General features: G+C 37.9%; 11 protein-coding genes. All 11 read right to left on the bottom strand.

Annotated elements, in window-relative coordinates; translation table 11 throughout:
• Positions 1–13 precede the first annotated feature (13 nt).
• The 11 genes from H9Q20_RS09850 to glyA all read right to left on the bottom strand — a co-directional run bounded on the left by H9Q20_RS09850 (position 14) and on the right by glyA (position 14,485).
• On the bottom strand, positions 14–1,081 hold the full coding sequence (locus tag H9Q20_RS09850) for a glycosyltransferase (protein ID WP_124640037.1): 1,068 nt from the start codon (positions 1,079–1,081) through the stop codon (positions 14–16).
• Positions 1,078–2,214, bottom strand: a complete 1,137-nt coding sequence (locus tag H9Q20_RS09845; protein ID WP_124640039.1) for a right-handed parallel beta-helix repeat-containing protein — start codon at positions 2,212–2,214, stop codon at positions 1,078–1,080. Before H9Q20_RS09845 ends, H9Q20_RS09850 begins: the two co-directional genes overlap by 4 nt.
• Positions 2,201–3,028: a glycosyltransferase family 2 protein gene (locus H9Q20_RS09840; RefSeq protein WP_124640041.1), complete on the bottom strand. Its 828-nt coding sequence runs from the start codon at positions 3,026–3,028 to the stop codon at positions 2,201–2,203. Before H9Q20_RS09840 ends, H9Q20_RS09845 begins: the two co-directional genes overlap by 14 nt.
• Positions 3,025–4,104 (bottom strand): EpsG family protein, encoded by a 1,080-nt coding sequence (locus H9Q20_RS09835; RefSeq protein ID WP_124640043.1) that lies wholly within the window; start codon positions 4,102–4,104, stop codon positions 3,025–3,027. Before H9Q20_RS09835 ends, H9Q20_RS09840 begins: the two co-directional genes overlap by 4 nt.
• 25 nt (positions 4,105–4,129) lie before the next feature.
• Entirely contained in the window at positions 4,130–5,419 is a 1,290-nt protein-coding gene (locus tag H9Q20_RS09830) for an O-antigen translocase (protein WP_124640045.1), read from the bottom strand.
• An 18-nt stretch (positions 5,420–5,437) separates the two neighbouring features.
• Positions 5,438–7,804, bottom strand: a complete 2,367-nt coding sequence (locus tag H9Q20_RS09825) for a GumC family protein (RefSeq protein WP_124640047.1) — start codon at positions 7,802–7,804, stop codon at positions 5,438–5,440.
• Positions 7,805–7,869: 65 nt separating this feature from the next.
• Positions 7,870–8,676 carry a polysaccharide biosynthesis/export family protein gene (locus H9Q20_RS09820; RefSeq protein ID WP_164472000.1) on the bottom strand — a complete coding sequence of 269 codons (807 nt, stop codon included), beginning with the start codon at positions 8,674–8,676 and terminating at the stop codon, positions 7,870–7,872.
• A gap of 41 nt (positions 8,677–8,717) precedes the next feature.
• Positions 8,718–10,643, bottom strand: a complete 1,926-nt coding sequence (locus tag H9Q20_RS09815; RefSeq protein WP_124640051.1) for a polysaccharide biosynthesis protein — start codon at positions 10,641–10,643, stop codon at positions 8,718–8,720.
• Between the two features lie 356 nt (positions 10,644–10,999).
• On the bottom strand, positions 11,000–12,448 hold the full coding sequence (locus H9Q20_RS09810) for an IS1182 family transposase (RefSeq protein WP_187477341.1): 1,449 nt from the start codon (positions 12,446–12,448) through the stop codon (positions 11,000–11,002).
• Between the two features lie 138 nt (positions 12,449–12,586).
• A complete protein-coding gene (locus tag H9Q20_RS09805) occupies positions 12,587–13,042 on the bottom strand; it encodes a regulatory protein RecX (protein WP_187477618.1) in 456 nt (151 codons plus the stop codon).
• A 171-nt stretch (positions 13,043–13,213) separates the two neighbouring features.
• A complete protein-coding gene (gene glyA / locus H9Q20_RS09800) occupies positions 13,214–14,485 on the bottom strand; it encodes a serine hydroxymethyltransferase (RefSeq protein ID WP_124640053.1) in 1,272 nt (423 codons plus the stop codon).
• Between the last annotated feature and the right edge of the window lie 72 nt (positions 14,486–14,557).

Below are 14,557 nucleotides of genomic sequence, written 5' to 3'. Positions count from 1 at the left end.
GTAAATAAAAATTTCATAATAAAGAATACAAGTTCATATATTTTTTATACATTTCTTGGATATCGAATGATTTTTCATAAGTTAATCTCGCATTTTTAGAAAATTTAAGATATTTTTCATCGTTATTAACCGTTTGATGAATGGCATCAAGAAAATCTTCTTTGGTATTTTGTACCGCAAAACCGTTTTCGCCGTCTAAAATTTCGGTGATGCCCCCCACGGCTGACGCCACCACAGGAACTCCGTAACAAAGGGCTTCCAATATGGACATGGGCAAACCTTCGTAATTGGAAGGCAGCATAAAAACATCGGCATATTTTAGATATTGATGCGCATCGGGAGCTTCGCCCATGCAAAAAACATTTTCAGGCGCATCCTTTACAACTTCCCGATTTCCTATCCAGACAAATTTGAAACGAGGATCGTATGAAAAAGCTTGAGCCACTTCACAAAAAAGATCGAAGCGTTTAGGAGCAGACAGCCTTGCAATACAGAGTATAATTTTGGCTCCGACTGTTTTATTTTTTGTTAAAAAATCCGTTATATCCGGTCTTTGGTCTTTAATTTCCGTTCTTGTAAAATCGGAAATGGCGTTGTAGATGCACGATACATTTTGCGTGATGCCTTCGGCCTTCATGCCTTCAACATCGTACTTGCTGACCCCGACAATTTGTGCACATTTGTTTTGGCAAAACTTTTCTACGGGTAAAAATTTTCTAAACGCCACACGAATGGAATCGAAACCGTGAACGGTATAGACGATCTTGGACGATGGAAAAACCAACCTTCCCAAAGCGCCAATTTTGGAGGAATGAAGGTGGATTACATCCGGCTTGTGCAGGCGATGGGCTTTTTTCAGCGCTGCCATCACTTTCACTTCTTTGATGGGAGATATGGCTCTTTGGAGACTCTTGATGCGGATCTGCCCTACCCTTTTGTCCAACAAATCCCACATGGGACCTTGAAGTTCTGAAAGCACAAAAACCTCATGCCCGTCTAGTACCAAGCGGTTCACCAAATTAAGCACCACCGATTGTGCTCCGCCCAAATCGGCTAATGTTATGACATGGAAAATTTTCATTGAAGTTTTAATCCCGCTTTCGATTGTACGGTTTCTTTAAATTTCTGATTTTTCTGAACATCATTAATGTTCACTTTATTAAAAAGTATATTGATTCGGTGTTTTTCTGGTGTGGTCCAAAAACTTGCCTCTCGATTGTTCAACCATTGCGTGTTTTCGACTTTAATGGTTCCTTTGGCATCAAATTTATTTTTTTGATCGCCTTGGTTTAGAGAAGTTAGAAATGCATGATTGGATCCCTGATCAATATGTCCGTCAATGGTCAGGCCTATACTTTTTGCTGCTGAATCGGTATTTACATTTAGTGCATTCATGTTCACGGCAATACCGGCTTGCTTGTTGTTGTAGGTGTAGATGTTTTTTAAATTCACATTCTCAATAACATCTTTGTACCAGCTGGGTTCTACATCGACACCGGCTTCGGGGTCATGACCGAAAGTGTTGGATATAAAAAGTTGTTCTACCCACACATTTTTTCCGGAGGTTATCGACAGTCCGTTTCTTCTTGCCGAATCGATCCACCCTCCTTTCACTTGGATGTTTTCTGAAAATCCGCCGTCTTCCGAACCTATGAACAAGCCGTCGCCAAAGGTATTTTTAATCCTAAGATTTGTAATTTTTATATTTTTTGAATTGAGAATGCAAATACCGGCAGACCATTGTCCTTCTTGTTGGATGCGTGCAAATTTGCTCCCTTCGATTTGTGGATTGATCAATACTACATTTTCAACATTATAAATTTTCAAAACATCATCCAATTTTTTCATGGCGGGACCTTGAAAAATAAGCCAAGCATTTTTAGGGAAATATACCGTTTGGTTGGATTTTAATTTCAATCCATTTTTATTAATCAATACCGGGAAGTTGGGCATCATGACTTTGTCGTAACCATCGATGGCCTTTTGCAAATATTGGGTATAATCTACATTCCCTTTTACCGAATAATTTTTGGGCAATGCTTTGGTCAGATCGTAATAGCCCTTCACTTTTTGAGAAGAAACTTTCCAATATTTCGACACCAAAGATGTGGGTACGGTTTGGTATTGGTGGTTAGATTGCGACTTGAAACAGGATTGAAACACCGAAAAAATCAAGCACAGTACGAAAATGAATTTCAGATTATACTTTTCCATGGATAAGGTCTTCAATTTTTAAATTGTCTAGTGGAATTGCATTTCTATTTTGAATCATCAAACCTTCTTTACCCACCAAGTCCATTAAAAAATATACGGCTTGAGCGGCAAAATAGCGCAATGCAAATTTAATAAAAATAGGGCTGTAGCCGTGTTTCTTCAAGGCATACAGTACTCCTTTATTTCCTTTTACATATTTCTTCCAATATTTGTTACCAAACTCTCTGTAAAACAACAAAGGCTCTGATAATTTCATGAATTTGGATTGCTGAAACTGACTGAGCCACAATTCAGCATCTTCAATTCTTTCTGCTTGTACATCGTAAGGATGTTTTCTGAACCATTCGGTTTTTGCCATAACGGTTGGGTGCCAAAATGTTCGTACCGGGACGACTTTCTCTGTACTTATTTCATCACGAATGCCGTTGACCGCATCGTTTTCGTCTATGGAATAAATATTGGTTCCCAAAACATCAATAGTAGGATCTTGAAGCAAGGCTTGCAACTGTTTGGCAATTCTTTCGGGATGCATGATGTCATCGGCATCCATGCGGGCCAGATATTCGGTTTCGACCAAAGATGGAATTTGGTTAAGTCTGAAACCTAAATTTTTATTCATTCCGTCTGAATACACCTTAATTCTAGGATCTTTTTCTGCATATTTATTCGCAATACCCAAAGATCCGTCGGTAGATCCATCGTCCATTAACAACAGGACAAAATCTTTATGGGTTTGCCAAAGAACAGACTCTATGGCCTGTGCCAAATAGGTTTGAGCATTGTAAAAAGGTATGGCAATGGTTACCGCTGTCATGATTGATAATACATAGATTGGAAAATTACAAAAATTATGGCTAGGAACAATACGGAAACTATTGAAGTTCGGTACTGTCCGTTTTCTGCAAAAGCAGGTGCCAATAAAAAGGGGATAAACATCCAAGACATGACTCCCCAACGATCGGAAAAAGGCAATTGGAACATCATAAAAAACATCATACTCAGCGCCATATAAGTCTTGAATAAGACATCATAGTTTTCTTGCTTTTGTCCATACTTTCGAATGAGAAAAAAGATGAGCAAAAACAGGGTATTAAAAATAACAAACTGAGGTTTGAAACCGATGCTAAATTCTTTATCGAAAGATCCGTCGATGTATTTGGACTTTCTATCTCCTGCAAAAACATCACCCAAAACCGGCCCTAAGGAGAGTAAACTTACCTTAAAATACGCCAAAACAACAAATACAAAGTACAGTACGGTATAATATTTTATTGGCAATTTCCTAAAGACATTCACCAAAATTAATACGACAATAATAGCAATACTGGTTACATGGAATCCTACAGAGCAGAGAGCCGCCAACAGCCACAGTGCAACATTTCTAGGATTACGAAGATATAAAGCCACAGCCAAAAGCAAAAATGCCAACGAAACTCCTTGCCGAACAATATTGACCCCTAAACTTTGAAAACTGTACAAACTAACAAAGGAAAACAACACAAACAAGACATTGTATTGGAATTTTCTAGAAAAAACAAGACTTGCCAAATACAAGACCAACAAATACAATGCGGATAGAGAGAAAATATAATATCGGGGATCGTTAGACCAACCGTGTACAAAAGCCATGAACCATTTGACCAAAATCTCAGTACCAAAATCAATCTTTTTATAATAGGTGTATTGATATTTGTACATCAAAGTATCGGTACCTACTTTGTAATCCCGCAGTCCAAAAAGAATGACAATAGCGGTCATAAAAAATACAGAAACCAAAACCCCTAAAGTTTGTGCTTGCTTTCTGCGCACATCGACCTTCAATGCAAACAACAATGCAAAGAATACGAAAAATGCATACATTAAAAAATATGTAAAATTAAATTCTTTCATAATTTTTAGCGTTCACCACTCTGGGTTATTCCATTATTTTTCTTTTGAAAATAATCACAAATGTAATAAAGTAAAGGATAAACAAAAACATATAGGCCATAGCAGCGCCATCGACTCCAAAACGATCGACCAAAAAATAAGTGAGAACGATCTGGACAACAATGGCCAATACATCAATAACAATAACCGTCCACACTTTGGCTCTTGCCACCAAAGCAAAGCTGAGAATCTGAGCACAAACCTTAAAAAAATCGCCAATCAATTGATATTGAAACAAACTCTGAGCCGGCAAGAAGCTTTCATCGGCCAAAAGTATAATCATCCAATATTTGAAAATAAATATCGCCAACAGCAAAACCACCACGATCGGTACGATCATTTTATAAACCGATTTTATCTCGCTCACGATGGATTCATACGATTTTAACGAGGATATTTTGGGAATGAAATAAGTGGTAACCGTAAGAGAAAAAAACATGAGACTTGCACCAGAAATCCTGAGTACCAACTCATAAAGCCCGGCTGAAGACAAACTTACTTTGTCGATAATGATGTTCCGAATCACGATCGCCGACCATGGGAAAAATGCATACGAAACGATTCCCAACAAGCCAAAATGCGCTAGACTTTTGAGGTGTGGGATTTGAATTTTCTGCATGAAATGGTCTTTCTTAAACCATTCTTTTTTTCTTAGGACAAACAAGACCACCAAAAGTGAAAATACAGGAGCCAAAACCACCGAGAGTAAAGCGCCGGTTATCCCATAAAGATAAATAAATACCAATGACAATGCTAGAGTTATGACATTGGATATGATGTTGAGCCGATTGGTTAGTTTGTATTGTCTAAAACCATTGACCACAGAAATCAACAAATTATTGACCACATACAGCAAAAGCGAAACTCCAAAAACATAAAATACAATTTCGTACTGTTCCGAGTCGAATATCCAAACTGAAAAGGTTTTGGGCAGTATCAACAAAAATAATCCTATCGTTGATGACAATATTAACGACACCTGAAAGCATGTCGAAATAATCGATTTTAAATCGTGTTGATTTTGGTGTGTTGAATATTCTGAAATATACTTGATCAACCCCTGACTGAATGCACCACCTCCAAAAACCAAAACGATGAGTACAAAACTGTAGAGCTGTCCAAAAAGTGCCATACCCTCGGTACCCAACTTCAAAGCGATGAATTTCCCAATAATCAAGGTCGTTAGGATCTTAATCACGGAAGCAATGGCAGAATAGAAACTTGCCGAAACAAATTCCTTTCCTTTCAGTTTGGCCAAAATACCTTGAAGATTCATTAGCGACAAAGCTCGATTTTAGGATCTAAAAATCTTTTGCCACCATTTCTTTTCAGAAGCATGATATCCGTAACCTAGGGTATTTCCATAGCCGAAATTTCGCTTTTGAACATCGTTCAAAACAAAATTTACATTGTTCAATCGTTTGGCCTCCACAGAATGGTTGGCAAATTCGATAAACGATCTTTCGGATTTTTCGGAACGCGTCATGTACAAAGTTGCATCGGCAATATCCGAAATAATGAAGGTGTCCGTCACCAACATCAACGGCGCACAATCGATGATGAGATAGTCGTATTGGTCTTTTACCTGATCAATCAATTGACTGTATCTACCATTTTCCAACAGCGTGGTCGGATTTGGCGGAATGGTTCCGGAATAAATAATATCGCAATACTTAGAAAAAGGACTCGGATGCATGATACTTTCTACCGAATCGACATTCTCTGAAAGATACTCGGACAGACCGGGAGCCGAAAACTTGCTCGGGTCGTAGCGTTGCAACTGAGGATTTCGGATGTCCGAACCGATCAACAAAACTTTTCTTTTTGGTGACCCCAAAGCTATGGCCAAATTGGATGACACAAAGGTTTTCCCTTCTCCTTTTGATGAGGAAGTGATCATGATGATCCTACCTTTATCTTTTTTCGGTAATATAAAATTAAGATTGGTCACCAGAATCCTAAACGCTTCAGCCATGGGCGACACATCGTTCATCTGAATAAGCGGTTGGGCTTTACGATCCAAACGAGGGATCTCACTGATGATTGGGATGTTGGACATCTTCTCGATGTCGTGCTTGGTTTCAATACTGTTGTTGAACAATTCTTTGAGATAGATGAAAGTAAATGGCAATAACAATCCAAGAACTAACGAAGCCAAAAGAATGATCATTTTCTTAGGTGATTCCGGCTTTTTTAAGGTGTAGGCTTGATCGATTACCCTAGCCTTATCCGATGTCATGGCCAAAGAAATGGCGGATTCTTCTCTTTTTTGTAAAAGCAAAAGATAAAGACCTTCCTTGATCTGTTGTTGTCGTTCTATGGTTCGGAATAATTTTTCCTGAGTTGGGAATTTATTTATTTTGGAATCAAAACTTCCTTGTTGCGAAATGATTTGAGCCCTGGACATATTCAAGGCTGAAATGTGTTTAGCCAAACCTTCTTTCACAGAATTGCGCATTTGTTTAATTTGAGCTTCCACCTCTATCACCAAAGGGTTTTCTTCGGTTGCATTTTCCAACAATTTATTTCTTTGCAAGACCAAAGAGTTGTACACTTCTATATTCTTACTGGCGGCAACATTGTCCAGACCTACATTGGCCGGTAGGGTCTGTCCCAGTCCTTGTTTGTTAAGAAATCCTAGAAGCATCTGGCTCATCTGAAGTTGGTTTTCCAAATTCAATTCTTTAGCCGTAGCTTCGGTGCTTAGTTGCAGATTGAGTTTAGCTTCAGTAGGGATATCAACAATTTCGTTGGATTTTTTAAATCGTTCTCTTTCGTTTTCTACATCGCCTAATTCTTTGGAAATGATGGAAATCCTCTCATCGATAAAATCTTTTGTTCTTTTGGACTCGGTATTCTTATCGGTAATCGCATCCAGATTGTAGTATTTCACCAAAGTATTAAGAAATTCTTTAGATTTCTCCCTATTTTCACCTACCAACACCAGATTGATCACCGTAGCATCTTTATCGGCCAAATCCACAGTCAGTTGTTTTTGAAAACCTTCTACAGCATCGGCAAAAGTTTGATATCTGAATTTGAATTCGTTATCGTTTCTAAACTTCAAAAATTTAGGCTTTTGATAAGCTTTATTTTTCTGAATGATGATGTTGGCAAAAGGTAGAGAAATGGTTTTATCAAACTCAGACTTAATTTTCCCAGATAATTCAGGAGAAGAAATCACCAATTGATTTCCATTGATTTCCACTTCAATTTGTTCTTTAGGAAATTTTTCAACTTCTTTTTCAGCAAGTACATGCACCGTAAAAGGACTGGTTTTTTGGTACAACTCGCTGTCGTAATACTTACCAATGCTGAACACCGGAATTTGCACCCCCAAATCTTTCACAACATCGCCGATGAGTTTTTTGGTACGGAAAACTTCCAATTCGTTTTCGATGCTGTTGGTTCCCATCCCGCTAAAACCGGCTAAATTTTGCAAGACCCCAAAATCTCCAGAAGCCGAAGACATTTTTTTGGCATCTTTGATAAGGACTTTGGTTTCGGATTTGTAAACCGGAGCGGTTATTTTGATGTACACCAAACTCAACGCCAAAAACATTGCAACGCAAAAAGCAAATGTTTTCCATTTGCTGATGTAAGGTTTCAAAATATCGCTAAGATTGGTCTCTTTTTTTATTTTTCCTGCTTCTTGATTCATTCTGATCAATTAATATCTTTCAATTGTATTTTTCTAAAGTTCATGGACTAAAAAGTCTCTTCCGATTATTTTCTAACAAAAAGAGCCAACAACCCCAAAGCTACGGATGCCACAGAGATCCAAACGGTGGTTTGTGGACCAAAAGCCGAGGCGTTCTGTCTTGTTTTGTTGGCAGGAACCACAATGATGTCGTTTTGTTTTAAAAAATAATACGGCGAATTGATAAACTCCGATTTGGAGATATCGATGGTGTGACTGACCGGCGTACCGTCGGTATTCCTAAGTACCATAATTTTATTTCGCTCGCCGTAGATGGTCAAATCTCCCGCCATGGCTATGGCTTCTAAGACATTGATGTTTTGCCCATCCGGTACGGTAAAACGACCGGCTTTATTGACTTCTCCCAAAACGGAGATTTTAAAATTAACCAATCGAACACTTACCGAAGGTTCTTTGATGTATTTTTTCAATCGATCCTGAAGTTCATTTTTCAATTGCTCTGTGGATTTATTTTCCGTACGGATCAATCCCAGTTCTGGAAATTGTATGCTGTTGTCTGCACCTACCGTATAGGTGGGCCCAGAAAAAGGCACCTGAGTCTGTGTAGGAACATTGGAGCTCGGTGTCGAATACAAAGGATTTTCGGACGAGGAATAATTTTGGTTAAATGGTTTGGCTACATTGTTGTCTTTTGCAGAAACCAAAATCATCAGATGATCCCCCGGCTGAATGGTAAAAACCGAATTTTCTTTGGAAGAAGCCAAGGCAACCTGCTGAATATCTTCCATATAATTGATATTTGTTTTTGACTTACAAGAAGTCAGCACCACTAAAATAGTAGAAATTAAAAACAAATAGGATTTTTTCTTCATAATCATTAAAAAAATTGAAGCACAAATATAATATATCTAAATTAATCCAACGATTGATAAACAGAATTATTGCTCTTAAATTCAGGAACTATTAATTTTAAATGTTTCACCACTTCCATTTTGTCTCTTCGCATGGCCGCTTTTATAACCTTTCTGGTCATGTCATCGATGTCTTGGAAGCCTCTACAAGGATCTTTAGAGATCAAAATTTGCTTGTGATTGGTTGGCAATGTCGTCGTATCGTCGCTCAGCAATTCTTCGTACAGCTTTTCTCCGGGTCTTAGTCCTGTAAAGGTAATGGGAATATCCAGATGCGGTTCCAACCCGTATAATTTAATCATTCTGGTCGCTAAGTCTAAAATTTTCACCGGTTTGCCCATATCAAAAACATAGATTTCGCCTCCATTCCCCATTGCTCCAGCTTGCAACACCAATTCGCAAGCCTCGGGTATGGTCATAAAATATCGTACAATTTCCGGATGCGTGATGGTTACCGGTCCACCATTTTCTATTTGCATTCTAAAATGCGGAATTACAGATCCGTTGGATCCCAAAACATTTCCAAAACGGGTGGTGATGAACTTGGTATCGTTGCAATCTTCATTTTGCAAAGCTTGTACGAACAGCTCGGCCACTCTTTTGGAAGCCCCCATCACATTGGTCGGATTCACGGCTTTGTCTGTCGATACCATAACGAAACGATCTACCTTGTATTTGCATGCATACGAAGCCAATAATTTGGTTCCGTGTATATTAACGAAAATGGATTCGTGTGGATTTTCCTCAATCATCGGAACATGTTTGTAGGCCGCTGCGTGATAAACTACATCAAATTTGTATTCGGAGAACAACTCTTCCATACGGTAGCCGTTGGAAATATCCGCCAATACAAATTTGCAATTCAAATTGGGAAAAAATTGTCTGATCTCCAGTTCTAAAGAATACAAAGGGGTTTCGGCTTGATCCAAAATCAATAAAAAGGAAGGATTGTGTTTGGCTACTTGCCTTACAATTTCACTCCCGATAGATCCCGCACCACCGGTGACCAAAATTCTTTTGTTCGCAAGTTGTTCTTCTACCACTTGGTGTCCAATAGCTATGGACTTTCTATTCAGTAAATCTTCAATTTGAATTTTCTGAATTCCTCCTACCAAATCTTTATCTCTTAATTTCTGTATGGATGGGGCTTTTAATACTTTAATGTTCAGATCCATTAAAAAATTTACCCAAGCATTGATTTCTTGACGGGACAGGTTTTCTTTAATCAACAAAACGGCTTCTAATTGTTGGTTTTCAACAAAATCTTTAGACAAACATTTTTTTGAGAATATATTTTTCCCTAATATTTTAGGAGCTCCATTTTCTTTTTTGTTCACCAAGAATCCCATCACTTCATAAGGACTGTTTGGACTGGTTATGATGGCCTTGGCAAAAGAAATGGCATCGTCATCGGTACCAAGGATCATAATCTTTTTCAAATATTTGGTTCTGTTGATATCGTTGATCAGTTTATACAATCCTCGAATGAACAGTCTAAATAAAAATAAAAAACCAAAGGCAACAGCGGAATACACCACCAATATCGGATTTCTTATGATGAATGAAGTAAATTTATACTGGTATAAATAATTGATGATTACCAATACAATCCCTGAAAACAGCATGACCAAAAAGAGTCTGAATAAATCGAAAAAAGTCGAGTGTCGTATGACGCCAGAAAAGCTACGAAACACCAGCATAAATACCACATTGACTCCAATTACTAATGATGCTTTCGTTGTAAAATCCACCATTGAAGTGGGTCTAACATGAAGCATACCCAAGATAAAGTAAGTGAGATTGAATGCAAAAATTAAGATCAATACATCCACCAATAAGATGAACCATCTTGGCGAATACCGGTTGTTGCTAAATTGTACGACCCAGGAAACAAAGTCTCTGAGTTTGCAATTGTTTTTAAAATTCATGTTTTATGGTTATGGTTTAGTTTCTATTTTCTTACGAAATGAAAGGTTTAAAATAGTGCTCAGCGCAATCCCAGTACTACTTTCAGTGAAATGTCATATTCACAATCCTTTAATCAATCGTTTAGACCTACAAATATAAAATATTTCAACCCCCTTTCCAAGGAGGTCACTGAAAAACCATCTTCATTTTGAATAAGATTTAATTTCAGACAAGAATTAAGAGCTTATTACACGACTTTAAAATCGGTAATAAGCTCTTTACATTTTTTGGAGTTCTAAATTTAATGGGTTTTGTAAAGCTTGTTTTGATTTAATTGGAGCTGAGTTTTAAAGATGATGATTTTGTTCTCTTTTTCTTAGATTAATTTCAGGATCCTCTTCAAATTGACTGCGAAAATAGCCAATGCTCCCTGCATTTGCATGTTTTCTATTCCATAAGAAGTGGCTCTTTTGTAACCATGAACATTTTTAAGTTCACTGTTTTTGGCTTCAATTTTATACCGGTGTTTCGACTTTTCTTTGTAATAATCACTTTCCTGAAAAGCCATCTGTTCTTGGTGTAATTCTGATTTTATAGAAACCGAGTAGGTTTTAGATTTTGCTCCGTCTTTGTAACAACCTTCTCTTAATGGGCAAACTTTACATTTTTCAACATCAAAATAATATACATCAGCTTGATTTTTGCCGACATTCTTTCTGTTCTGATGGGCTTTTCTGATGGCTAAATGCCCGGCAGGACAAACAAATCTGTCAGCATCCTTATTGTAATCAAACTGGTCTTTTTCTTTCCTACATCCTTGTGTAATGGATGGATTTAACTTTGCAACAATTTTTATATCCTGTTCGCTGGCAATTTTCAGATTTTCTTTTCCACTATAAGCCGAATCGCCAATGATGGTTTCCACTTCCATTCCGTTGTCTTGGCTCATTTGCAGTAATTTTGGCAATTCAGGCCCGTCTCCTTTTTCTCCCGAAGTTACCACTGCTGCGGTGATAATCCGCTCTTCACTCATCGCCAAATGTGTTTTGTAACCGAAAAAGGAACTGTCTGCGGATTTATGTCCGATTTTGGCATCCGTGTCTTTTGAGAAAGTTAGCTGTTCATCGGTGTCTTCGGCTGTTTCCCTCAAAAGATTTAATTTCTCTTTCACTGCCGGAATCTCACTTATTGATGGCTCATCTTCTATGCATTTTTCAAGTTCTCTACAATAAGCCAATTCTTTGTTCAGATCGTTTTCAGTATTCTTGACCGGCATTTTTGATTTGAAGTTTTCATCAAATTGATAAACCGTTTTACGAACTAATCTCGAACGCTCTCTCAGTACTTCTATGCTTGAAAATGGATTCGATCTAGATAAAGTATGTGTAGCGTCCACAATAATGGATCTGGATTTAATAATGCCTTTATCGATCGCTATCGTTACCGTTTTACCAATTAGAAGGTTCAACAAATCGGTATCTTTCAAGCGTAATTTCCTGAATTTTGTAAGTGAACTGGGGTTTATCACATCATCTTCGGGAGCCATATCTAAAAAATATTTGAAAGACATATCATAGCGGGAACGCTCTACCACATCTACATCAGAAACCGAGTAAATGCTTTTCAACAAAAGGTATTTGAACATCTTCACCGGACTTTCCGCATTGCGACCATTGTTCAAACAATACTTATTCAACAGTTCATCGTAGATGAAGGAAAAATCTATCAAATCATTAATTTTTCGAAGAAGATTTTCTTTCGGAACGATTAAATCATACAAATCGGAATAAGAACTAAACTGAATCTTTTGCTGTTGGACTAACATTCTTTATCTTTAAAAGACCTTATCAAGGTACAAAAAAAGGAGCTAAAATCCTAAGATTTCAACTCCTTCTTTTTCATATTTCCTGAAAATTCACTTTTTCAGTGATCTCCCAAGATGGGTATTGTATTTTTTTTAAGATTATTTAAGATTCATTAACAGTTCATATTCAAAACCTCTCGACAACAAATACTTTACGGTTTTCATTTTTTTCTGATATTCTTTCAAACCAGATAGTTTGGAATAGTAAGTCTGATACTGTTTTTCCATTTCGTTTTCATAATCGGCATCGTCAATTTCATTCCAACATTTGGAAATTAATTTTTCGTTAATTTTTTTTTGTAAAAGGTTTAATTTTATCTTAACCCTACCCCAACCTTTCATGTAAAATTTGCCCCGAATATAGCTTCTCACAAAGCGTTCTTCGTTCAGGAAATTCTCTTGGATGAGATAGAGTAAAATCTCTTCTTTAGCCTCCGGTATCAGTACAAATTCACGCATCTTTTGCTCCACTTCTTCATGGCAGCGATCTTGATAAACGCAGTAGTTCGCCATTTTTTGTTTGATTTCCAGAAAAGTATAGACTTTTTTATCCATTGTTTTCAATTTCTATTCAGTGAAACAAAATTGCTGTTCTTTATTTTTTACAATCTTTCCGCAAAGATAAGACTCTAACAAAGTCCACGCAATTTGCATTTAAAGACAAGCAAAAAAAAACAGGTTTCGAAATTTGAATTCGAAACCTGAAATTATTTGTTTTAAATGGAATTAAAAGCTGAACAAAGGCCTACCTTCCATCATCGCATTCACCTTCTTACGAACATCTGCCAATACCGCATCGTTATTGATGTTATCCACAACATTCGAAATAAGTTCGGCAATGTTGTCCATTTCGTTTTCCACAAGACCTCTGGTAGTTATGGCAGCCGTACCCAAACGGATCCCCGAAGTGGTGAAGGCCGATTTGTCATCAAAAGGAACCATATTTTTATTACAAGTGATATCGGCTTTTACCAAAGCTTTTTCAGTTTCTTTACCGTTCACATTTTTATTTCTAAGATCGATCAGCATCAAGTGATTGTCGGTACCGCCGCTCACAATCTCGAAACCTCTATCCACCATGGATTTGGCCAAGGCTTGGGTGTTAGCAACCACTTGTTTGGCATAAATTCCGAAATTATCCGTCAATGCTTCACCGTAGGCAACCGCTTTGGCTCCGATCACATGCTCTAAAGGTCCACCTTGAATACCCGGAAAAACTGCAGAATCCAATACGGCTGACATCATTTTCAATTCGCCTTTTGGAGTTTTGTGTCCGTAGGTATTTTCAAAATCTTTGCCCATCATGATCATCCCACCTCTCGGCCCACGCAGGGTTTTGTGCGTGGTCGTTGTAACCACATGACAATGTTCAAACGGAGAATTTAACAATCCTTTCGCAATAAGACCTGCCGGGTGTGCGATATCTGCCCAAAGTGTCGCTCCTACTTCGTCGGCTACTTCACGGAATTTTTTATAATCCAAATCGCGGGAATATGCAGAATAACCGGCGATAATCATTTTTGGTTTTTCACGAAGGGCCACTTCACGCATTTGTTCGTAATCGATCCTTCCGGTTTCTCTATCGACACCGTAAGAACAAACTTGATACTGTATTCCTGAGAAATTCACACCCGATCCGTGGGTAAGGTGACCGCCCATGGAAAGATCCATTCCCATGATTTTGTCTCCCGGCTTCAAAACGGCCAAATAAATGGCTGCATTGGCTTGAGAACCGGAATGCGGCTGAACATTCACATAATCGACACCGAATAATTTTTTAGCTCTTTCGATGGCTAGGGTTTCCACCTCGTCCACCACTTCGCAACCTCCATAATATCTTCTTCCTGGATAGCCTTCAGCATATTTGTTGGTTAAAACGGAGCCCATCGCTGCCATCACCTCATTGGAAACGAAGTTTTCCGAAGCAATAAGTTCAATTCCGTGAGATTGTCTTTGTCTTTCTTTCTCGATCAGTTCGAATACAATATCTTGTGTCATTGTTAATTGTTTTAAAATTTTGAAAGGGCAATTTAAGATTATTTCGCCACATGACAAAAGAAATGCATGCAC

This window comes from Amniculibacterium sp. G2-70 (assembly GCF_014353055.1).
GTDB classification, from domain to species: domain Bacteria; phylum Bacteroidota; class Bacteroidia; order Flavobacteriales; family Weeksellaceae; genus Amniculibacterium; species Amniculibacterium aquaticum.
This window is presented reverse-complemented; position numbering and strand designations above follow the sequence as displayed.

Bases quoted from the DNA above. Each gene is read 5' to 3' on its own strand.
- H9Q20_RS09850 (WP_124640037.1), bottom strand. From the start codon at position 1,081: ATGAAAATTTTCCATGTCATAACATTAGCCGATTTGGGCGGAGCACAA.
- H9Q20_RS09845 (WP_124640039.1), bottom strand. From the start codon at position 2,214: ATGGAAAAGTATAATCTGAAATTCATTTTCGTACTGTGCTTGATTTTT.
- H9Q20_RS09840 (WP_124640041.1), bottom strand. From the start codon at position 3,028: ATGACAGCGGTAACCATTGCCATACCTTTTTACAATGCTCAAACCTAT.
- H9Q20_RS09835 (WP_124640043.1), bottom strand. From the start codon at position 4,104: ATGAAAGAATTTAATTTTACATATTTTTTAATGTATGCATTTTTCGTA.
- H9Q20_RS09830 (WP_124640045.1), bottom strand. From the start codon at position 5,419: ATGAATCTTCAAGGTATTTTGGCCAAACTGAAAGGAAAGGAATTTGTT.
- H9Q20_RS09825 (WP_124640047.1), bottom strand. From the start codon at position 7,804: ATGAATCAAGAAGCAGGAAAAATAAAAAAAGAGACCAATCTTAGCGAT.
- H9Q20_RS09820 (WP_164472000.1), bottom strand. From the start codon at position 8,676: ATGAAGAAAAAATCCTATTTGTTTTTAATTTCTACTATTTTAGTGGTG.
- H9Q20_RS09815 (WP_124640051.1), bottom strand. From the start codon at position 10,643: ATGAATTTTAAAAACAATTGCAAACTCAGAGACTTTGTTTCCTGGGTC.
- H9Q20_RS09810 (WP_187477341.1), bottom strand. From the start codon at position 12,448: ATGTTAGTCCAACAGCAAAAGATTCAGTTTAGTTCTTATTCCGATTTG.
- H9Q20_RS09805 (WP_187477618.1), bottom strand. From the start codon at position 13,042: ATGGATAAAAAAGTCTATACTTTTCTGGAAATCAAACAAAAAATGGCG.
- glyA (WP_124640053.1), bottom strand. From the start codon at position 14,485: ATGACACAAGATATTGTATTCGAACTGATCGAGAAAGAAAGACAAAGA.